Here is a 20417-nt window from a genome sequence, read left to right on the forward strand (position 1 = left end):
TTGGTAACAGATATTTTTCGGCTGTTGACCTCGGCCGACAGCCCGGGAAAGCAGGTGGATCCATGCGCTCCCCAACACCGTCTGAAGGACTGCTGGCAGACGAGTACGCCCTCGAAATGATGCGCGCTTACTGGCTGGCGGGCCAGCACCGACGCCAGGTCGTGAAGGAGGTCTTCTTCCGCAAAGCCCCCTTCGGCGGTCGGCTGGCCCTCGCGGTGGGCATCAACCAGGTGGCTGAGTACCTGTCGCAGCTGAAGCTCAGCGAGGAGGACCTGGCCTACATCGCCAGCCTGGGGTTCGAACCGGAGTTCGTCGAGCACCTGCGCGGCCTGCGCTTCACCGGCACCATGCGGGCCGTGGCCGAGGGCACTTTCGTCTTCCCCGGCGAACCGATCATCACCCTGGTGGGCCCCATCGAGGAACTGACCTACGTGGAGGCCCGCATCCTGAACATCGTCAACCCGCAGACCCTGGTGGCCACGAAGGCGTTCCGGGTGGTGGAGGCCGCCCAGGGCGACACGGTCATCGAGATGGGCCTGCGCCGGGCCCAGGGCGGCGACGCCTCCATCTACCACAGCCGGGCCTCCTACATCGCCGGAGTGGCCTCCACCTCGAACCTGGAGGCAGGCCGCCTCTTCGGCATCCCCGCCCGGGGCACCCACGCCCACGCGCTGGTTATGCTGGGCGGCGACGAGAAGGAGGCCTTCCGACTCTGGGCGCAGTCGCAGATCAAGCTGGGCCGCAACCCGACCTTCCTGGTCGACACCTACGACTCGCTCCGGTCCGGGCTGCCCAACGCCATCGCCGTCGCGCAGGAGATGGGCATCCGCATCGGCGCCATCCGGCTGGACTCCGGCGACCTGGCCTACCTCTCCAAGAAGTGCCGCAGGATGCTGGACGAGGCGGGGTTCAAGGACGCCAAGATCGTCGCCTCGGGCGACCTGGACGAGTACGTGATCCGCGACCTGAAGCTGCAGAAGGCCCCCATCGATATGTGGGGCGTGGGCACCAACATGGTGGTGGCCGCGGACCAGCCCGCCCTGGGCGGCGTCTACAAGCTGTCCGCGGTGGAGGAGAACGGGGCCTGGTCGCCCCGCATCAAGGTCTCGGAGAACCCCGAGAAGGTGACCCACCCGGGCGGCCCCAAGCAGCTCATCCGCTTCCGGTGCAGGGAGACGGGCTATTACCTGGCCGACCTGCTGATGCTGCCCGACGAGCCGCTGCCCAAGCCCGATGAGCCCTTCCTCATCTTCGACCCGGTGCACACCTGGAAGCGCACCTGCCTGCGCAACTTCACCGTGGAGGACCTGCTGCTCACCTATATCCAGGACGGCAAGCCGCTCCTGCCCAACCAGCCGCCCGACCGGGTGACGGCGGAGGCCAGGGAGCGGGTCGCGGTGCAGCGGCAGCGCTTCTACGAGGAGATCCAACGGCTGACCAACCCGGCCGCCTATAAGGTGGACCTCTCCGAGCCCCTGTGGAAGCTGAAGATGCAGATGCTCGAGAGCACGACCCGGCACTGATGCTGAGGCCCCCCGCAGCCTGAGCGGCAGCGGGGGACACACTTCTTTCTATGGAGGGTGACCATGCAGAACCAACCGCTCACACTTGACCTGCTTCCCCAGGCCGTGGACCTGTGGAACCGCGCTCTGGGCGATCGGTTCCCCATGCGCCCGGAGCTGATGGCGGCCAACCTGTGGAACGAGCCCAACTTCGACCCTGAGGGCAGCCGGGCGATGATGGCCGGGGACCGCATGGTGGCCCTGGTGGCCGTGAAGCGGCGGCAGCACCCCATGGACAACGTGCCCGCCGACCAGAAGGGCTGGATTTCCGTCCTGGTCGTGGATCCCGCCTTCCAGGGCCGGGGCCTCGGCAGCGCGCTGCTCCGGGACGCCCTCACGCACCTGCGGCGGTACTCCGCCGAGCCCGTGGCCCTGGGGTCCGACACCGGCCACTTCTTCCCCGGCATCCCCCTGGACTGCCGCCACGCCCTGGACTGGTTCGCCCGCAGGGGGGCCGCCCTGGGCGCGATGGAATGCGACCTGGCGAACACCGAAATGGCCACATACGAGCACCCCGAGGCGGCCCGGCGAGCGTTCGCCCGGGAACCGGGCATCGTCTACCGGCCCATGGCCCCGGGCGAGGAGGAGGCCGCCCTCGCCTTCATGCGCCGGGCTTTCCCCGGCCGCTGGGCGTGGGAGCTGGAGCAGCACCTGGCCGGGGGCGGCCTCCGGGAGGACGTGATGCTGGCCCTGGAAGGCGGCGCGGTCGTGGGCTTCGCCCGCATCGCCGGGCCCTGGTCGCGCCATTTCGCCCCGGGCACCTACTGGGCGCAGCGCTTCCCCGGCCCCCACGGCAGCCTGGGGCCCATCGGGGTGGCGGAAGAGGCCCGGGGCCGCGGCATCGGCCTCGCCCTGCTCTCCGCCTCCCTGGCCGAACTGCGGGACCGGGGGGTGCAGAGCGCGGTCATCGACTGGACCCAGTTGGTGCGCTTCTACGGGATGGTGGGCTTCCGGCCGTGGATATGGTACCTGCGGGCTGCGATGCCTGCGGCCCCCGTCCGTTCTGGCCCCGGAACGAGCGAGATCTGGTTGAGGGTCCCGGGGCGACGTCAGGTGATGAAATGAGCCAGGCCCACCCGAGGTGGTGGCTCAGATGTTCACCATTCCCACCGGCTTGCCCGCATGACGCAGCGCATCCAAAGAGGCCGGGGCATCGCAGGCCCCGGCCTCTGCGCGCCTCACACCGGCTTCGGCTGGTAAATCTGATACGCCACCCGCACACTGCGCACGACCGTCAGTTGTCCCGGCAGCACCGGCAGCCCCTCAGCGGCCATGCGGGTCACGAAGGGCGCAGGCCCCGGCACCCCTTCTGCCTCCACCTCCCGTACGGGTCCCAGGGCCACCCCCAGCGACTGCGCCAGCACCGCCGCCTGCCGCTGCGCATCCTGCACCGCCTGCGCCAGGGCGGCCGCCTCCGCCCGCGCCCGATCCTGCACCATGAACTGCACCCCGTCGACCCGGTTGGCCCCGGCGGAGACCGCCAGGTCGATCACCGCCCCCACCCGCGCCAGATCCCGCAAGGTGACGGCGAGGGTCGCCGTTGCCTCGTAGCCCAAGAGCTTGCTCTCCCCCTCCTCGCGGAGCCGCTCGTACACCGGATTCAGCGCGACCTCCTGCGTCTGCATCTGCTCGGCGCCAAGCCCCGCCTGCATCAGCGCCTGCACCACCCGGTTCAGCGCAGCCGCGGTCTGCTCGTACGCCGCGGCCGCCTGCGGCGCCCGCGTCGTGAAGCCCAGGGTGATGCGGGCGGTGTCCGGCGCCACCTCCGCCTCGCCCACCCCCGTCACCCGGAGCGTCGGCGGCTCCGCCGCCCCCGGCGCGGCGCCAAAGCCTGCGGGATATCCCATGAACGTGCCCATGGTGCCCTCTCCCCTTCCCAGGCGCGTCTGTACCAACAGTTTATCGCGCCACGAGCCGCGGTAGGTGGCCCACCGCCGCTTCGAGCCAATCGTACGATAGACGAAGGGTCCATGCCGTCACCCGATCGGGTAGCTCGGCGGCGCCGCGGCCGCCGGGGCAAATCCGCCCGATCGGGTAACTTCGTCGCCCGGAAGGTTCCGGTATTGTGAATGCAGACACAAAGCGGGAGGGGTGAACGGTCGATGATCACCCTGGAGCAGGTGGCTGATGCCCTGTCGGAGATACGGGCCGTCCACATCGATGCCCGCCGCTGCCTGCCCTGCCGCTCGCCCCGGGTGCGCTGCACAGCCTGCGCCGACGTCTGCCCGGAGCGCGCGATCTCGCTGGGCCGTGCGGGAAGGGCTGATCCGCCCCTGACGGGGCGCGATCCGATGCAGGGCGGGGTCCGCCGACAAGGCGGAGTTACCCCGCCCTCAAATATTGCCAGAGCTGCTTCAGGGTCGGCCGGGTGCCGAAGCTCAGCAGGGCGGCGCGATAAATGCGGCCGCTGGCCCACCAGAGCAGCGCGGTGGTGCCCGCGAGCAGCGCCAGCGAGACGGCCACCTGCACGGTCGGCACGTCGGCCATCATCACCCGCAGCAGCATGACGATGGGCGTCCAGATCGGGATAAAGGAGAGCACCGTCGCCAGTGTTCCGTTGGGGTCGGTCAGCACAGGCGTGATGAGGAACATCGGCAGCATCATGAGGATCATCACCGGCGAGACCACGGTCTGGCTGTCCTCCATCCGGCTGATGGTGGCGCCCAGGGCCGCCAGCACCGAGGCGTTCATCGCGTAGCTGAGCACCACGAAGGCCGCAAGCAGGAGCGCGACCCCCGGCGTGATGCCGCCCATCGGCACGCCCATCGCCTGCACGGTGAGGATGCTCCCGCCCAACCAGGCGGCCATCATGGCGACGTACTGGATGACGCCCAGAAGCCCCAGGCCGAGGATCTTGCCCAGCATCATCTCGGAGGGCCGGACGGCGGCGGCCATCACCTCCACCACCCGCGAGACCTTCTCCTCCAGCACCCCCTGGAAGACAAACTGGCTGTTGATCATGCTGATCATGTAGACCGACATGATGGCGCCCATGGCCAGGAAGAGGGTGCCGACGAACTGGTCGGAGGTGCCCTCCTCGGCCGACTTCAGCTGCAGCGTTTCCAGGGTGAGGGGCTGCAGCACCTCCAGGGCCACCTCCGGCGGCAGCCCCCGCTGGTCGAGCCGGGCGGCCCGGACCAGCTGCGTGAGGGGATCGGTGACCAGGGATGAACTGGTGAGGTCGCCCATGCTGTTGTAGAGCAGGCGCGCCTGCACATCATCGGGATACGTGCCGTCGATGATCAAGAGGACCGCGCCCTCCGCGCGGGCCTCGGCGATCAGGTCCCGCTCATCGCCCTCGACGGGCGCCAGCGTCACCTGCCGGCCGCCCTCGGCGGCGGCCACCGCCTCCTGCAGGGGCGCCAGAAGCTGGCCGGTGCGGTCCAGCACCATGACCGACAGCGGGTCGCTGGTGCGGCCCATGAGGAGCGGGAGCGCAGAGGCCGCCACCACGACGATCATCATGATCAGGGTGGAGGCGATGAAGGCCCCTGACTTGATGCGGCTGAGAAACTCGCGCCGGGTGACCAGCCAGAGGTTACGCATCGGCCCCACCCACCTTCTCAATGTAGATCTCCCGCAGGGAGGGATCCCCCAGCGAGTACTCGGTCACCGTGCCGGCCGCCATCGCCCGGGCAAGCAGCCGGTTCGGGTCCAGCGTGTCGGGCACGGCGATTTCGATGGCGCCGCCCGGGGCCGACTGGGTGCGGATGCCGGGGAACTCCCGCAGGAAGCCGTAGTCGCCCGACTCCACCCGGAGCCGCACCGTCTGCCGGCGGGCGGCCCGTTTCACTTCCCGCAGGCTGCCGGCGAGGACTACCCGGGACCGGTGGATCAGCACCACGTCATCGCAGAGGGCCTCCACCTGGTCCATGTTGTGGGACGAGAAGAGGATGGTCGTCCCCTCCCGGGCCAGCGTGCGGAAGGCCTGCTCCATCACGAGGGTGTTCATCGGGTCCAGCCCCGTAAACGGCTCGTCGAGGATGCACAGCTCCGGCCGGCTGGCGGCGGCCGCCGCGAACTGCACCTTCTGCTGGTTGCCCTTGGAGAGCTGCTCCACCCTGCGCAGGGCGTACTCGCCCAGCTCGAGCCGGTCGATCCAGAGATCCACCTGCCGGGCCGCCTCCGCGCGGTCCAGCCCCTTCAGCTGGGTGAGGTAGATGAGCTGCTCCCGCACCTGCATCTTGGGGTAAAGCCCCCGTTCCTCGGGCAGATAGCCGAACGTCGCGCGCACCGCGTCGGTCACCGGCTCGCCCTTCCAGCGAATCTCGCCCCGGTCGGGCAGGAAGATGCGCACGATCATGCGCATGGTCGTCGTCTTGCCCGCGCCGTTGGAGCCCAGGAGGCCGCATACCCGCCCGGCCGGCACCTCAAAGCTGACGCCCTGAACCGCTCTCACCGGGCCGAAGGACTTATAAACGTCCATCACCTGAAGCGTCACATAACCCCTCCGTACTGCGCAAGATCCAACACCGTATAGACGCCCCCGACAGCCAATTCGTTCACCTTCAAGCCCGGTGGGTTTCCGCGCCTACCCGCGCCAGAGTGTGCAAACTATACTTGACTGCACACGCAAGCGATGGTACATTTGATTTGCATGGCAACGCAATTGAAGGAGTGAGACCGCTTGACCGACCACGACCGGCTCAGGCAGTTGATTCAGTTCCGCTATTCGCCCCTGCTGGACCTGGCGCTCTCCCTCCTGGTGATCCACAACCCCGAGCGGTTCGGCACCGCCGCTCCCTGGGAGCAGCGGGTGCTGGACCGGATGGCCCCGGGCCTGCTGGAGCGTTTGCATGAACACGCCCAGCGGACCGACCTCTTTGCCCTGGCCCTGGAGCTGGAGGAGACGGAACCGCTGCCCACGCCCGAGGCCCTGCGCCGGCTGGAGGAGCGGGACCCCGAGCTTGCCGCCGACCTGCTGGCGTACTGGGAGGCCATCTCGCCGGAGATCGGCGCCCGGGTGGGGCTGCTCACCGAGTCGATCCAGCGGGAGGCGGCCCTGCTGGCGCAGGTGGACCCCGTCTCCTTCATCTCCCGGTTCTCAGACCGGGTCGGCGTGGCCGGCGACGGCGACGCCCTGATCCTCCACTGGGGCAAGGGCATGCGGGTGCCGCTGGGCGACCTCAGCCGCATCCTCTTCGTCCCCTCCGCCTTCAGCCCCCGCCGCCTGATGTTCTACCGGCTGGACCGGACGCAGATCTTCTTCTACAGCCCGCACGTTGAGGCGGCCAGCCAGCCGGAGGAAGCCCCCGAGAGCCTGCTCCTGGGCTTCTCCGCGCTGGCGGACCCGACCCGCTTCAAACTGCTCCGGCTCATCGCGCAGGAGCGGCTTCCGGCGCAGGAGATGGCCAGGCGCCTCGGGCTCAACCAGTCCACCGTCTCCCGCCACCTGCGGCTCCTGGTCGAGGCCGGGCTGGTGGGCCGGGCCGGCCAGGAGGGCAAGTTCATCCTCTACGACCTCAACCTGGAGCGCATCGACCAGCTGGCCGCGCAGGCCAAAGCGTACCTCGGGAGGGATTCCGATGACCGCGACGACGGTGATCTGGCCTTCAAGAGCCGCAAGCGAACCCTGGAGCCGTGACCGCAGCCTGGCGGACCTGGCCGCCCGCACCCTCTCGCTGGGAGGCCGCGCCGCCCTCGGGGAGCGGGATGGCGCATACGTTCACGGCGAGCGGCACGACCTCTGGTGGGAGTTCACCCTCGAGGCCTCGTTCCGGTGGCAGGCCCACCTCTGCCGGCTCCGCCCGGACGTCTACCAGCGCCGGCTGCGCCACCTGACCCGCGCGCTGGGGCTGGACGGGGTGCTCCAGCGGGAGGTGGCCTCCCTCACCCACGGAACCCGGGCCCTCGCGGACCTGGCGGTGGCCCTGCTGCCGGAGCCCCGGCTCCTGCTCTGGGAGGAGCCCTTCTACTATATGAGCCACGACGAGGCGGCGCGCGCCGTGCGGCTGGTGGAGGACGAGTGGCTGTCCGGGATGGCCCTCGTGGCGGTGGCCCGTGAGACGCCTGGCCTCGCCGACCTGCCCGACGCGCCCCGGCGGCTCCAGCTCCGCCCGCGGCTCGCCGCGCAGTGAGGGGGGAGTGTCGCCCGTGAAGCCTGAAAGCCGCCTGGCCCTCGCCGCGCTGGGCGCGTCCCTGGTGATCGGGATTCTAGGCGATGTGCTCATCCTGCGCGCTGCATATTTCGGCCTCGGCGCCTTCCTGTGGGTGGCGGCGCTCGCGGCGGCCACGGTGGCCCTGGCCCGCCGGCTGCAGGAGGAAGGGGCCTTGCAGGGCGAGGGGCGCTGGCTGCTGGCCGGCGCGGTGGTGTTCGCCGCCTGCCTCGCCTGGCGGGCCTCGCCGCTCCTCCAGTTCCTCGACATCCTCGCCATCGGCCTCTGCCTGGGGCTGGCCGCCCTCACCCTGCGCAAGGGCAGCATCAGCCGGGCCGGGGTTCTCAGCTATCCCCTGGGGCTGGCCGTCTCCGGAGCGCACCATGCGATTGGCCCGTTCAGCCTGCTCTTCGCCGACGTCGAGTGGAAGGAGCTTTCCCGGGCCGCCGGCACCCTCCACGCCGCCGCAGCAGCGCGCGGGCTCATCATCGCCATCCCCCTGCTGCTGCTCTTCGGCAGCCTGCTGGCCGCTGCCGACGCCGTGTTCGCGGAGCTGCTGGGCCGGATCTTCGTCTGGGAGTTCACCGAGTGGATCGGCCGGGTTTTCGGCACCCTGTTCTTCGGGTTCCTGGCCGCGGGCTTCCTGCGCACCGTGCTGATCCGCGAGCCCGAAGGGCTGCCCCGGTTGAACCGTCCCGGCGGGTCGCCCCGAGACGCCGCCGGCCCCGAATCCAGCGCCGGCGGCGGATTCGCCCTGGGCCCGATCGAGACCGGCGTGGTGCTGGGCCTGCTCAACCTGCTCTTCCTGGCCTTCGTGCTGGTGCAGGTGCGGTATCTGTTCGGCGGCGCGGAGCTGGTCATGGGCACGGCCGACCTCACCTACGCCGAGTATGCCCGCAGCGGCTTCTTCGAACTGCTGCAGGTGACCGCCCTGGTGCTGCCGGTCATGCTGGCCCTGCACTGGGCCCTGCCTGAGGCGGACCCCACCGCCCACCGGCTCTACCGCCTTCTCGGCACCCCGCTGGTCGGCCTGCTCTTCATCGTGATGGCCTCCGCCGCGCAGCGGATGTACCTCTACGTGCTGGAGTTCGGCCTGACCGAGCTGCGGTTGTACAGCACGGCCTTCATGCTCTGGATGGCCTGGCTCTTCGGCTGGTTCCTGGCCACGGTCATGCGGGGGGCGCGCGACCGCTTCGCGGTCGGCGCCCTGGCCGGCGGGCTGGCCGTGCTGCTCCTCCTGCACGGCGTGAATCCCGATGCCCTCATCGTCCGCACCAACGTGGCGCGGGCCCTCACCACCGGCCGGTTCGACGCCGAATACGCCGCCTCGCTGGGGCCCGACGCCCTGCCGGCGCTGGCGGCGGCCCTGGACCGGCTTCCCGGCCCGGCACGGGACGAACTGGCCGAGAGCCTGCGCGAGCGGTTCGACCGGCCGCCGTCGGCCGACTGGCGGGCCTGGAACTGGGGGCGGGCGCGGGCAGAACAGACCATGTCAGCGCTGGGAACTAAATAGGAGAGACTAAGGGGGCGCCGCCGGGCGCCCCATTCTATCTATTTTCCCCTGTGCGCGAACCTTTGCCCGGCACCGACGACTCTACAATTGAAATTGCAACCCGGAGGGCCCTATTGGCGGAAACATCCCTGCAGTCCCTGCAACAGAGGAGGCGGAATGATGGAACGAACCGACTGGCACACACTTGCAACTGCTGAAGTGATCGAACAGTTGAAGGTCGTTCCCGCGCAGGGCCTGACTGCGGCAGAGGCCGCAGAGCGGCTCGCCCGGCACGGCCCGAACCAGCTGGCCGAAGAGAAGAAGCGCAGTATGCTGTCTGCATTCATCGATCAGTTCCGGGATCCTCTGGTCATCATCCTCCTCGTGGCGGCGCTTCTCGCCCTGCTCCTGAGGGAGTTTCTGGACGGCGGCGCCATTCTCGCCATCGTCATCCTCAACGCCGTGCTCGGCCTCATACAGGAGTTCAAGGCCGACCAGGCCCTGGAGGCGCTGAAGGAGCTGAGCGCTCCCCACTGCAAGGTGCGGCGGGAGGGCCGTGTCATGGAGATCGACACCCGGGAGCTGGTGCCGGGCGACGTCGTGATCCTGGAGGCCGGCGACCCCGTGCCCGCCGACCTGCGCCTCACCCGGTCGGTCATGCTGCAGATCGACGAGTCGCTGCTGACCGGGGAATCGGTGCCGGTGGACAAGGACGCGTCCAAGACCCCGGAGGCCAACGCCCCGCTGGGCGACCGGATGAACATGGCCTTCATGTCGACGGCGGTCACCTACGGCCACGGCGAGGGCGTGGTCGTCAGCACCGGCATGAACACCGAGGTGGGCCGCATCGCCGGCAAGCTGCAGGAGGAGACCGAAGAGGCGACCCCCCTGCAGAAGCGGCTCTCGCACTTCGCCCGGCTGCTCGGCGCCGCGATGCTGGTCATCGTCGTGCTGCTCGGCGCCCTCGGCCTGTGGCGGGGCATGCCCTGGCTGGAGGTGCTGATGGTCGCGGTCTCCCTGGCAGTGGCCACGATTCCGGAGGGGCTGCCGGCGGTCACCACCATCGTGCTCGCCCTGGGCATGCAGCGCATGGCCAAGCGCAACGCCGTCATCCGGCGGCTCTCGGCCGTGGAGACCCTGGGCTCCGCCACCTTCATCTGCTCCGACAAGACCGGTACGCTCACGCAGAACAAGATGACCGTCACCCGGCTCTGGCTGCCTGACGAGTGGGTGGAGCCGGATCGGCCCCATCCCCTGGAGAGCCGCGCCGGCCTGCTGCTGGCCGCAGGCGCGCTCTGCACCGACGCGAGCCTCTCCGAGGAGAACGGCGAGTACCGGTCCATCGGCGACCCCACGGAGACCGCCCTGGTCCTGGGCGCGGCGAAGGCCGGGCTCGACAAGCGGGAGCTGGAGGCGGCGCACCCGCGGGTCGCGGAGGTGCCCTTCTCGTCGGCCCGGAAGCGGATGACCACCTTCCACGCGCTCGGAGAGCCTGACGAGGGCTACACCGGCATCGTCAAGGGCGGGCCGGACGTGGTGCTCGCCCGCTGCGCGCGCATCCGCACGGCGGAAGGCACCGCAGAGCTGACTCCCGAGCGCCGCCGTGCGGTCGAGGAGGCCAACCGGGCGATGGCCGAGGAGGGCATCCGGGTCCTGGCGGTGGCGTTCACGGCCCCGCAGACCGAGCTTCCCGAGGACCCCGCGTCCCTGGAGGAGAACCTGGAGCTGATCGGCCTGATCGGCATGACCGACCCGCCGCGCCCCGAGAGCGCCGACGCGGTGCTGGAGGCGCAGGAGGCCGGCATCCGCACGATGATGATCACCGGCGACCACGCCACCACCGCCCTGGCCATCGCCAGGCAGGTGAACATCGCGGACGACAGCAGCCGGGTCCTCAGCGGTCCTGAACTGGAGGAGATGGACGACGCCGCCCTGGAAAAGGCCGTGCTCGAGGTGCCGGTGTACGCCCGGGTCTCGCCGGAGCACAAGCTGCGCATCGTCGAGGCGCTTCGGCGGCAGGGCCACGTGGTGGCCATGACCGGCGACGGCGTCAACGACGCCCCGGCCCTGAAGCGGGCCGACATCGGCGTCGCCATGGGCGTGGTGGGCACCGGCGTGGCCCGCGGCGCCTCCGACATGGTCCTGATGGACGACAACTTCGCCACCATCGTCTCGGCCGTGGAAGAGGGGCGCACCATCTACGCCAACATCCAGAAGGCGACCTTCTTCCTGCTCTCGGCCAACGTCGCCGAGCTGCTGATCATGACCGTGGCCATGCTGGCCGACTGGCCGGTGCCGCTGCAGCCGATCCACCTGCTCTGGATCAACCTGGTCACCGACTCGCTGCCGGCCATCGCCCTGGGCATCGAGCCCGCCGAGCCCGGAATTATGAGGCAGAAGCCCCGCGATCCCGCGGAGCCGGTGCTGACCTCCCACCTCATCACCCTGATGAGCATCCAGTCGGTCCTCCTGACCATCGCGGTGCTGTCCGCCCTGTTCCTGGGCATGCGGGCCGGGTCCGCCAACCCGGTCGCGATGGGCTCCACCTACGCCTTTGCCACGCTGGCGATCGGCGAGCTCTGGTGGGCCCACAGCTGCCGGAGCATCACCAAGGCCCCGTGGAGCATCGGCCTCTTCCGCAACCGGGTGGCCTGGGTAGCCACCGCGGTGGGCCTGATCCTGATGATCGGGGTCATGACCGTGCCCTTCCTGCAGCCGCTGTTCAAGGTGACGCCCATCAGCCTGCAGGGCTGGCTGACGATCCTGGTCCTGTCGTTCCTCCCGACCTTGCTGATGGAGCCGGTGAAGGCGATCCTCGCCCGCCGGAAGAAGTAAGGCTGCTGAGCCCCGGGCCCGGTGCGGGCCCGGGGTTTCTTGTTGTTGCGCAGGAGATTCCCGTGAGAAATGCCAACCTGACGACGTAGTACCAGGTGAAGAACGCAACACGGCCATCTTGGACCGTGAGGCCATCTGAAGGAGGGTGCCCATGCCGGAGTGGGATGAGCAGACGATACACAGGCAGCTCCTGGCCCGGGATCCGACCGGGCTGGATGCCTTGGCAGACGGACTCGCGCACAAACTCTACCGGCTGGCGGAGCTGGCCCTGGGCGGGCTGGGAACTGCGCAGGACGTGGAAGAGGTGGTCAGCGACGCCCTGGCTGCCGCCTGGGAGCGGGCCGCCGAGTTCGATCCGGAGCGGTCCACCCTCGCCAACTGGGTCCTGATGCTCGCCAAATACGCCGCGCTGGACCGGCGCCGGTCGCTGCGCCGTCGCACCCTGGACGATATGGGCCGGGCGAAGGTCATCCCCCTCACCGCCGCGCCTGAAGCGACAGCGCCGGAGGCAACCGCCCCGCCCAGCGATGCGGCGGTGCTGGCCCAGGAGCAGCGGGCCGCCGTGCACGCCGCCCTGCGCCGCCTGCCGCCGGCGGAGCGGGAGTTGCTGATCCGTCGGTATTTCTTCGAAGAATCCGTGGCCGAAATGGCCCGGGATCTGGGCCTCAGCCGCGGCGCTCTGGACACCCGCCTCTGGCGGGCCAGGCAGAACCTCAGGCGGCTGCTGAGCGACGAAAGCGAGGTGCGCACCCATGACCGATAGGCAGTTCACGCCGGATGAGCAGGCGTTTCTGGCAGAGACCGGGCTGAAGGCCGACGACCTCGCCCCCCTGGTGGCGGACGCACCGCCGCTCCCGGCTGACACGCTCGAGCGCATCCGCAGCCGGGCGCGTGAGAAGGCAGGGCTTGCGCCGGCCGCTGCGGCCGCTGCCCCGGCTGCGGCGACCCCTGCGCTGCCCAGCCGCCGGCCCGACCGTCGGCCCCGCCGCTGGCTGGCCGCTGCCGCCGCGGCTCTCCTGCTGGTGGGCGGAACGGTGGTGCTGAGCAACCCCGAAGGGGCCCTGGCCGCCATCCAGCGGCTGGTGCGCCTCGTGCCGGGCATCGGGTTGACCGAGACCGACGGCGAGACGTGGATCCTGCCCGAGCCCGTGTCGGTGGAGCAGGACGGCGTGCGGGTGACCGTAACCGGTGCCATCAGCAACCTCGACGGGACGCAGGTGCGGTACCGCGTGGACTGGCCCGCAGATGAGCCCCTCGACAAGGTCGAGTTCGCGTCTGCCCGCGAGAGTGCGTTTCCTGAACTACGTCTTCCGGATGGAACCGTGATCCGGAGGTGGGGCGGTTCCCTGGCCGGGGGCACGCGGGACATGGTCGGCCAGTACAACTTCGGTCCGCTGCCGCCCGGAACCAGCGAGGTCACCCTGGTGTTGCCTTACCTCTCCGGGGTCGCCGAACCGGTGGAGATTCCCGTCACCCTGGTCAACGCGGAAGAGGCCGGGCTGGCCGGGGCACACCCCGGAAACTGGTCGGAGGAGCGGCTGGGTGTGCAGGTCGGCGTGCCGTACTGGACGGCGGTGGATGATCGCATCGTCGTCTCCCTTGACACCCGACTGCCTGACGGCACCCGGGTCATCGACTACCGTGACTGGATCGAGCCGCACGGCTTCGTGGAGCCCGTCCTCATCGACGACCAGGGGCACACCTATCCCCTCATTATCGATGAGGCCGACCGCTCGGGGCCCTGGAGGCGCGCCGTCTTCCAGGGGCCGCTGGCGCCGGACGCCCGACAGCTGACGCTCACGGTTCCCTACCTGATACTGGCGGATTACACCGCCGAAGCCCGACTCACCGTACCCCTGGAGCAACTCGCCGAAGGAAAGCCGCTCCGGCTGAACGAGGAACTGCAGATCGGCAGCCACCGCTTCACCGTCGAGACGGTAACCCGGATCGATGCCGACACCTTCGGCTTCACTCTGGACCTCGGGCCGGAGGAGGGCGGCGTCCTCCTTCAGAAAGTGGGGATCCGTCACCGCATGTTCGGTGGACCGCGCGCCTGGAGCGCCCATGGGGAAAACGGCCAGTTCACGAGCATGGAGGTCGACTTCCGCAGCGCGCCGCGGCGGAACCTGGTGATCGTCTTCGCTGACCCGGGGTACCGCGTGCACGGCGAATGGCAGGTGGAGTTGCCGGTGCCGGCCGGCCGGTCTGATGCGGAGTAGAGAGGCAGGGTGCCGCCCAACTGGCGGCACCCTGCCTCGCACGTATGGGGGCTCCGTGGTGAAGTAACAGCGCATCACTCCTCCACCACGAGCCAGCCCCTCACCCCGAACTTGCCCGGATCGCCGATCGCGTAGCGCCCCGGCACGGTCGGGGTGAACTCCACGACCGCCGTGCGGCCCGGCGAGACGTAGATCGCCACATCCGCGCCGGCCCCGTGCATGTGCAGCTCAGGGTCGAAGCGCACCATCTTCAGGAACCGGTGCGGCACCTCCTGAATGGTGAAGTTGTGGATCACGTCCGGATGCTCGTTGGTGAGCGAAACCCGCACCTGCTGGCCCGCCTTCACCGTCAGCTCCACCGGCAGTTCCATCTCCCGGATGGTGAGGTCGTACCGCACCGTGTTGAAGGGCTGGGTGTAGAAGAAGGCCAGCCAGATGGCAAAGGCCATGACCCCGGCCGCGGCCGCCTTCACCAGGGCGTCGCCCCGGATGCCGCCGCGGCTGCGGGGGTTGTACCGCTTCAGCAGCAGCGAGTTGGAGACCACCGAGACCGACGAGAAGGCCATCGCCCCGCCTGCGATCATCGGGTTCAGCAGCCCGAAGGCCGCCATGGGGATGCCGATCACGTTGTAGATGAACGCCCAGAACAGGTTCTCCTTGATGGTCCGCATCGTCTGCCGGCTCAGCCGCAGGGCCTGGGCGATGCCCTTGAGGTCGCCGTTCATCAGTGTAACCGAGGCGGTCTCAATGGCCACATCGGTGCCAGTGCCGATGGCGATCCCCAGATCGGCGGTGGCCAGGGCCGGCGCGTCGTTGATGCCGTCGCCCACCATCGCGACGACCTTCCGCCCGCCCTCCTTCAGCTGCTCCACGTGCTGCGCCTTGTCCCCGGGCAGCACCTCGGCCAGGACCCGGTCCACCCCGACCTGCCGGCCGATGGCCCCCGCCGTCCGCCGGTTGTCGCCGGTGATCATCACGACCTCCAGCCCCAGTTCGTGCAGCTCGGCGATGGCCTCCGCCGACGTGGGCTTCACCGTGTCCGCCACGGCGATGATCCCGGCCAGGGCGCCGTCCACCGCTACGAGCATGGCGGTCTTGCCCATCGCCTCCAGCGCCGCCATCCGCTCCTCCGCCTGCGCCGTGTCGATCCCACGCTCGGCCATCAGCCGCCGGGTGCCCACCAGCACCTCACGCCCGGCCACCCGGGCCACCAGGCCGGCGCCGGGGATGGCCTCAAAGGACTCCACCTCGGGCAGGGCGATGTCCCGCTCCTTCGCGCCCGACACGATGGCCTGGCCCAGCGGGTGCTCCGACCGGGACTCCGCCGCGGCCACCAGGGCGAGGAGCTCCTCCGCCGCGGCCTCCTCCACCGCGCCCTCCTCGGCCATGGCGGTCAGCGGGATGACGTCCGTCAGCTCGGGCCGGCCCCAGGTGATGGTGCCGGTCTTGTCCAGCACCACCACGTCCACCTTGTGGGCCCGCTCCAGGTGCTCGCCGCCCTTGAAGAGGATGCCCACCTCCGCCCCCTTGCCGGTGCCCACCATCACCGCTGTCGGCGTGGCCAGGCCGAGGGCGCACGGGCAGGCGATGACCAGCACGGAGATGGCCGCGTGCAGGGCGCTGTTCCAGTCGCCGGCGATGAGCCCCCACGCCACCAGGGTGACGGCGGCAATGCCGACCACCACGGGCACGAAGATGCCCGAGATCTGGTCCGCCAGCTTCTGAATGGGCGCCTTGGAGCCCTGGGCGTCCTCCACCATCTTCACGATCTGCGCAAGCACGGTGTCCTTGCCCACCCGGGTCGCACGCATCGTGAGCGAGCCGTTCTTGTTCAGGGTGGCGCCGGTGACGGTGTCGCCCGGCTTCTTGTCCACCGGGATCGGCTCGCCGGTCAGCATCGACTCGTCCACGGCCGACTCGCCGGAGAGGACCACCCCATCCACCGGGATCTTCTCGCCCGGGCGGACGATGATGGTGTCGCCCACCAGCACGTCCTCGATGGGTACGTTGCGCTCCACGCCGTCGCGGACCACCCGCGCGGTCCGGGCCTGCAGCGAGAGGAGCTTGCGGATCGCATCGGACGTCCGCCCCTTGGCGATGGCCTCGAAGGTCTTGCCCAGCAGGATCAGGGTCAGGATCGTCGCGCTGGACTCGTAGTAGTTCTCGCCGCCCAGGAAGAAGGAGAGGGCGACGGAGTACACGTAGGCCGCCGTGGTGCCCAGGGCCACCAGCACGTCCATGTTGGCCGAGCCATGGCGCAGGTTCAGCCAGGCGCCGCGATAGAAGCGCCAGCCGACCACCACCTGGATGATGGTCGCCAGGACGAACTGGAACCACTTGTTCATCAGGATGGGGTGGTCGATGCGCAGCGGCATCAGGATCATGTTGGCGATGAAGAGCGGCAGCGTGAGGACCGCCGAGAAGATCAGGAGGGCGATCTGCTTCCGCATCTCCTTCTGCCGCCGCTCCCGGTCGGCGTCGGCTGCGTCGGCGGCCAGCCGGGCATCGTAGCCCAGGTCCTTGATCAGGCGGATCAGGTCCTCCGCCTGCACGCCGGTGGCCTCCACCGTCGCCTTTTCGCTGCTCAGGTTGACGCTGGCCTGGAGCACGCCGGGGACCCTGGCCAGCTTCCGCTCGATCTTCGTCGAGCACGCCGCGCAGGTCATGCCCGAGATATCAAAGGTGAACTTATCCTTCACCACCCCGTAGCCCAGGTCCGTCACCAAGTCAAAGAGCTTGTCGGGGGTGACGACGGCGGGGTCGTAGTAGACCGTGGCCTTCTCGGTGGTCAGGTTGACGTTGGCCTCCTGCACGCCCTCCGCCTTCCCCAACCGGCGCTGGACGCGGCTGGAGCAGGCGGCGCAGGTCATGCCCGTCACGCCGAACTCCAGCTTGACGCCGGTTCGGGACTCAGCGCCCTCTGCGATGTTCATGGCTTCGCTCATAGTCGTGCCCTCCAGACGAGTTGAGCTGTATCGTATCCCGTCGGAGCGCTCGCAATGAGTACCCCTACGGGGTATGGGTTTCTCCTTCTATCGTAGTGCGGGAACGACCGCTTCGTCAAGGGTCCAGATCGCGTTTGGCGTCTGCTCGCCCGGTCCGGGCATCGCCTTCCAGCAGGTCATCCGGCGTCAGGCGCATCAGGTACTCAGGCGTAGGCTCCCCCGGAACCATGGCCTCCTTCCAGAAGCGGAACCCGGCCTTTTCGTACGCACGGATGGCCGCCCCGTTGGCCACCTCCGGACCGATCACGCACTCCCGCGCGCCGAACGAGCCGAAGACCACCTGCCGCATGAAGGCGCGGATGGCGGCCGGCCCCAGCCCCCGGCCGATCAGCTCCGGCTCGCCGATGAACAGGTCCACGCCGGCGGTATCGTCGTCGACGCCGATGTGGCGCGCGTAGTCTGGCCAGTCGTTGATCCGGTAGGTCTGGATGTACCCGATGGGGGTATCCCCGCACATGATCAGGTAGGGTTCGGTGGGCTTCTCCCCGCGGATGTAGGGAAGGTATTCCTCCGCCACCCTCGCCCGCGTGCGTCCGCCGGGGCTGTACCAGCGCATCACGTGGGGGGTGTTGAGCCAGCGGTGCATCAGATCCAGGTCGTCCTCCGTCAGTCGGCGGAAGCGGATCTCGTGCGGCACAGTGTGCGTCCTCCTCTCGCGCGTGCGTCAAATCGCGGGAACTGGGAAAGGGAATGGTCACCCTCCGTTGAACTATTATCCAGAATTATGTGTTATGGAGGAATTGCACGATGAAGGCGCTGCGCGCGGTTTCGCTGGCCAATGCGGTGGTGATGCTCCTGGCGGTGCTCTGGGGCGCGTGGGTGACGTCCAGCGATTCCGGCGACGGCTGCGGGGCCTCCTGGCCCCTGTGCAAGGGGACCTTCATGCCCGAGTGGGACTACGCCGCCATCGTCGAGTTCGGCCACCGGGTCGTCTCCGCCCTGGCCGGGCTGCTCTCGGTGATCGTGCTGGTCTGGATCTTCCGGGCCCTGCCGGCCCAACTCCGCCTGAAGCGTCTCGCGTTCGGCACCTTCTTTTTCGTCGTCCTGCAGGGGGCGCTGGGCGCGGCCGCGGTCCTGTGGCCGCAGCCTGACCTGGTGATGGCCCTCCACTTCGGCTTCTCGCTGCTCTGCTTCACCTTCGCCCTGTTGGTGACGGTGGCGCTCGGGCGGCTCGACGAGGCCGCCCGGCCGGCGCCTGGCCCTGTCTCCGGCCCGTCGGGGCTCTCAGCCGGCGGCGCTCCCCTGCCGGCTGCCCCGGGTCTGCGCGCGCAGATCTGGGGCCTGGCCGTCTACACCTACCTCGTCATCTACCTGGGCGCCTACGTGCGCCATCTCGGTGCCTCCCTGGCCTGCACGGGCTGGCCGCTGTGCAACGGCGAGCTGATCCCGACGCTCTACGGCCCGGTGGGGGCGAACTTCGCGCACCGCCTCGGCGCCGCTCTGGCCGTAATCCTGATCGTGCGACTGTGGTGGACCGCCCGGCAGGCGGCCGATCGCCCCGACCTGCGGCGCGGCGCTGCGTGGGCCCTGGTGCTGATGCTGGCCCAGGTGGCCAGCGGCGCCCTCTTCCCCCTGGGTTACCTCAACCTGCTGACGCAACTCCTGCACACCGGCGTGATCGCCGGCTTCTGGGGCGTGCTCAGCTACCTCTGCTACCTGACGCTGCCGGAGGAAAGGGAGGCCGTGGCCGTGAGCGCGTGAGCGGCTCCGGCCGCGGAAAGCAAAGCCCCTGCCCGCCGCATCGTCCTCCCGTACGAGTCGGTCGACCGGAAGGCCGACCCCTGAAGCGTCCGCAAGAACGCCCCGTATACCGCCCGCGGCCGATCCGGCATCACCCCCGGGGTCGACCTGTGCCATTCCCCAAAGGCGGCCCCCAAGACTTCCCCGCGAACCGATTTCGCCGCCGCCCTTTCCGGGTACGCTGAAACCGTAAGGCAACGGAGCGACCCGGAAGGAGGACCGGACCATGGCGCTTCTGATTATCCTTGGCCTCCTCGCCTGCGCCCTCTTCCCCCCGACCCCGGCGGAGGTGCACCGGTGGGAAAGGCAGCATAACTCCCCCTTCATGCAGTAAGCCCACCCGGGTTCCTCCGGGTGGGCTGCCACCGTCACTTCCAGTCGCTGCGGGCCTGCTTGCGCCCCCGCAGCCGCTTCTCCGCCTGCACCGCCGCCAGGGCGCCGTCGGCCGCGGCGATCACCGCCTGCTTCACCTCGCCGCCCAGCAGGTCGCCGACGGCGAAGACCATCGGCACCCGGGTCTCGTAGGTCCGGCGGTCGACGATCACGGTGCCGTCCTCGTTGGTGGGCACGGTGCCCATCAGGTAGTCCGTCACCGGCTTGTTGCCCTGCATGAAGATGAAGACGCCCGGCACCTCGATCACCCGCTCCCCCTCGGGCCCGGTGATCCTGATGCCCTCCACCTTCTGCTCGCCCAGCACCTCCAAGAGCCGGCCAGAGACCCGCTCGATCTTCGGGTTCTTCTCCAGCTCTTCCATGAGGTGCGGTGACGCCTTGGGCTGCCTGCCCGTATGGACCAGGATGACCTGCGAGGCGAAGCTGCTCAGGTAGAGCGACTCCTCCACCGCCTCCTCGCCGCTGCCCACAACGGCCACGGGCTGGTCCCGGAAGAAGGCGGCGTCACACGTGGCGCAGTAGCTCACGCCCCGCCCCACCAGCCGCTCCTCGCCGGGCACGTAATTCGAGCGGCCCATGGCGCCGGTGGCCAGGATCACCGCCCGGCCCCTGTAGGTGCCGTTGCCGGTGTAGACCTCCTTCACCTCGCCGTCGAGGCTGGCGCCGATCACCTGGTCCTGCACGAACTCGGCCCCGAATGACTCCGCCTGCCTGCGAATGGTCCGGACGATCTCGGGCCCCGTCGCGTTCGGCATGCCCGGATAGTTGTCCACCTTCTGCGTCATCCCCAGCGCGCCGGCGCCCAGGCTCTTATCGATGACGAGGGTCTTCAGGTCCGCCCGCGCCCCGTAGAGCGCCGCCGTCGCGCCCGCGGGCCCCCCGCCGATGATCAGGAGGTCGTACACTTGCTCAGTCTGCGTGCTGCCCATAATCGCTGCCATGTCTGCAACTTCCCCTTTCACGACTCGGTTTCGGCAAAGAACGCCGCCCGGCCAACGCCTGCGGCCGCCGTCACTTCCTTAGACTCCGGAAAGGGGCCGAGAGATACCCCATAGGGTATATCAAACCCCCGCCCC

The 20417-nt window shown here is 69.4% G+C and carries 15 protein-coding genes; 9 read left to right on the forward strand and 6 right to left on the reverse strand.

Annotated elements, in window-relative coordinates:
* Positions 1–62 precede the first annotated feature (62 nt).
* Together ACZ45O_RS10125 and ACZ45O_RS10130 are read left to right on the forward strand one after the other, a co-directional pair.
* Entirely contained in the window at positions 63–1523 is a 1461-nt protein-coding gene (locus ACZ45O_RS10125) for a nicotinate phosphoribosyltransferase (RefSeq protein ID WP_464852716.1), read from the forward strand.
* Between the two features lie 63 nt (positions 1524–1586).
* Positions 1587–2627: a GNAT family N-acetyltransferase gene (locus ACZ45O_RS10130; RefSeq protein ID WP_464852718.1), complete on the forward strand. Its 1041-nt coding sequence runs from the start codon at positions 1587–1589 to the stop codon at positions 2625–2627.
* Positions 2628–2740: 113 nt separating this feature from the next.
* Here the strand turns inward: ACZ45O_RS10130 and ACZ45O_RS10135 are convergent, their stop codons facing one another.
* The 3 genes from ACZ45O_RS10135 to ACZ45O_RS10145 form a co-directional block, all read right to left on the reverse strand.
* Entirely contained in the window at positions 2741–3421 is a 681-nt protein-coding gene (locus ACZ45O_RS10135; RefSeq protein WP_464852720.1) for an SIMPL domain-containing protein, read from the reverse strand.
* Between the two features lie 463 nt (positions 3422–3884).
* Positions 3885–5108 carry an ABC transporter permease gene (locus tag ACZ45O_RS10140; protein ID WP_464852722.1) on the reverse strand — a complete coding sequence of 408 codons (1224 nt, stop codon included), beginning with the start codon at positions 5106–5108 and terminating at the stop codon, positions 3885–3887.
* Positions 5101–5988: an ABC transporter ATP-binding protein gene (locus ACZ45O_RS10145; RefSeq protein ID WP_464852724.1), complete on the reverse strand. Its 888-nt coding sequence runs from the start codon at positions 5986–5988 to the stop codon at positions 5101–5103. Before ACZ45O_RS10145 ends, ACZ45O_RS10140 begins: the two co-directional genes overlap by 8 nt.
* Positions 5989–6189: 201 nt before the next feature.
* Here ACZ45O_RS10145 and ACZ45O_RS10150 point away from each other — a divergent pair, with 201 nt between their 5' ends.
* From ACZ45O_RS10150 to ACZ45O_RS10175, 6 genes are all read left to right on the forward strand, one after another.
* On the forward strand, positions 6190–7146 hold the full coding sequence (locus tag ACZ45O_RS10150) for an ArsR/SmtB family transcription factor (protein ID WP_464852726.1): 957 nt from the start codon (positions 6190–6192) through the stop codon (positions 7144–7146).
* The gene (locus tag ACZ45O_RS10155) at positions 7088–7639 is read left to right on the forward strand and encodes a hypothetical protein (RefSeq protein WP_464852727.1); all 552 of its coding nucleotides are present in this window, start codon (positions 7088–7090) and stop codon (positions 7637–7639) included. The genes ACZ45O_RS10150 and ACZ45O_RS10155 overlap by 59 nt, the downstream gene beginning before the upstream one ends.
* 16 nt (positions 7640–7655) lie before the next feature.
* Positions 7656–9170 carry a DUF4153 domain-containing protein gene (locus ACZ45O_RS10160; RefSeq protein ID WP_464852729.1) on the forward strand — a complete coding sequence of 505 codons (1515 nt, stop codon included), beginning with the start codon at positions 7656–7658 and terminating at the stop codon, positions 9168–9170.
* 159 nt (positions 9171–9329) lie between these two features.
* On the forward strand, positions 9330–11984 hold the full coding sequence (locus tag ACZ45O_RS10165) for a cation-translocating P-type ATPase (protein ID WP_464852731.1): 2655 nt from the start codon (positions 9330–9332) through the stop codon (positions 11982–11984).
* A gap of 151 nt (positions 11985–12135) precedes the next feature.
* Complete coding sequence (locus tag ACZ45O_RS10170; RefSeq protein WP_464852733.1) at positions 12136–12747, forward strand: RNA polymerase sigma factor; 612 nt, start codon at positions 12136–12138, stop codon at positions 12745–12747.
* Positions 12737–14203, forward strand: a complete 1467-nt coding sequence (locus ACZ45O_RS10175; RefSeq protein WP_464852734.1) for a hypothetical protein — start codon at positions 12737–12739, stop codon at positions 14201–14203. The genes ACZ45O_RS10170 and ACZ45O_RS10175 overlap by 11 nt, the downstream gene beginning before the upstream one ends.
* 74 nt (positions 14204–14277) lie before the next feature.
* On the opposite strand, the gene ACZ45O_RS10180 is transcribed toward ACZ45O_RS10175, so the two are convergent.
* Together ACZ45O_RS10180 and ACZ45O_RS10185 are read right to left on the reverse strand one after the other, a co-directional pair.
* Entirely contained in the window at positions 14278–17148 is a 2871-nt protein-coding gene (locus ACZ45O_RS10180) for a heavy metal translocating P-type ATPase (RefSeq protein WP_464852735.1), read from the reverse strand.
* A 115-nt stretch (positions 17149–17263) separates the two neighbouring features.
* On the reverse strand, positions 17264–17845 hold the full coding sequence (locus ACZ45O_RS10185) for a GNAT family N-acetyltransferase (protein WP_464852736.1): 582 nt from the start codon (positions 17843–17845) through the stop codon (positions 17264–17266).
* 110 nt (positions 17846–17955) lie between these two features.
* Between ACZ45O_RS10185 and ACZ45O_RS10190 the strand changes: the two genes are divergently transcribed.
* Positions 17956–18909, forward strand: coding sequence for a COX15/CtaA family protein (locus ACZ45O_RS10190; RefSeq protein WP_464852737.1), 954 nt, complete (start codon positions 17956–17958; stop codon positions 18907–18909).
* Between the two features lie 407 nt (positions 18910–19316).
* On the opposite strand, the gene ACZ45O_RS10195 is transcribed toward ACZ45O_RS10190, so the two are convergent.
* Positions 19317–20282, reverse strand: a complete 966-nt coding sequence (locus tag ACZ45O_RS10195) for an NAD(P)/FAD-dependent oxidoreductase (protein WP_464852738.1) — start codon at positions 20280–20282, stop codon at positions 19317–19319.
* Positions 20283–20417 lie beyond the last annotated feature (135 nt).

Source organism: Symbiobacterium turbinis (assembly GCF_055383075.1).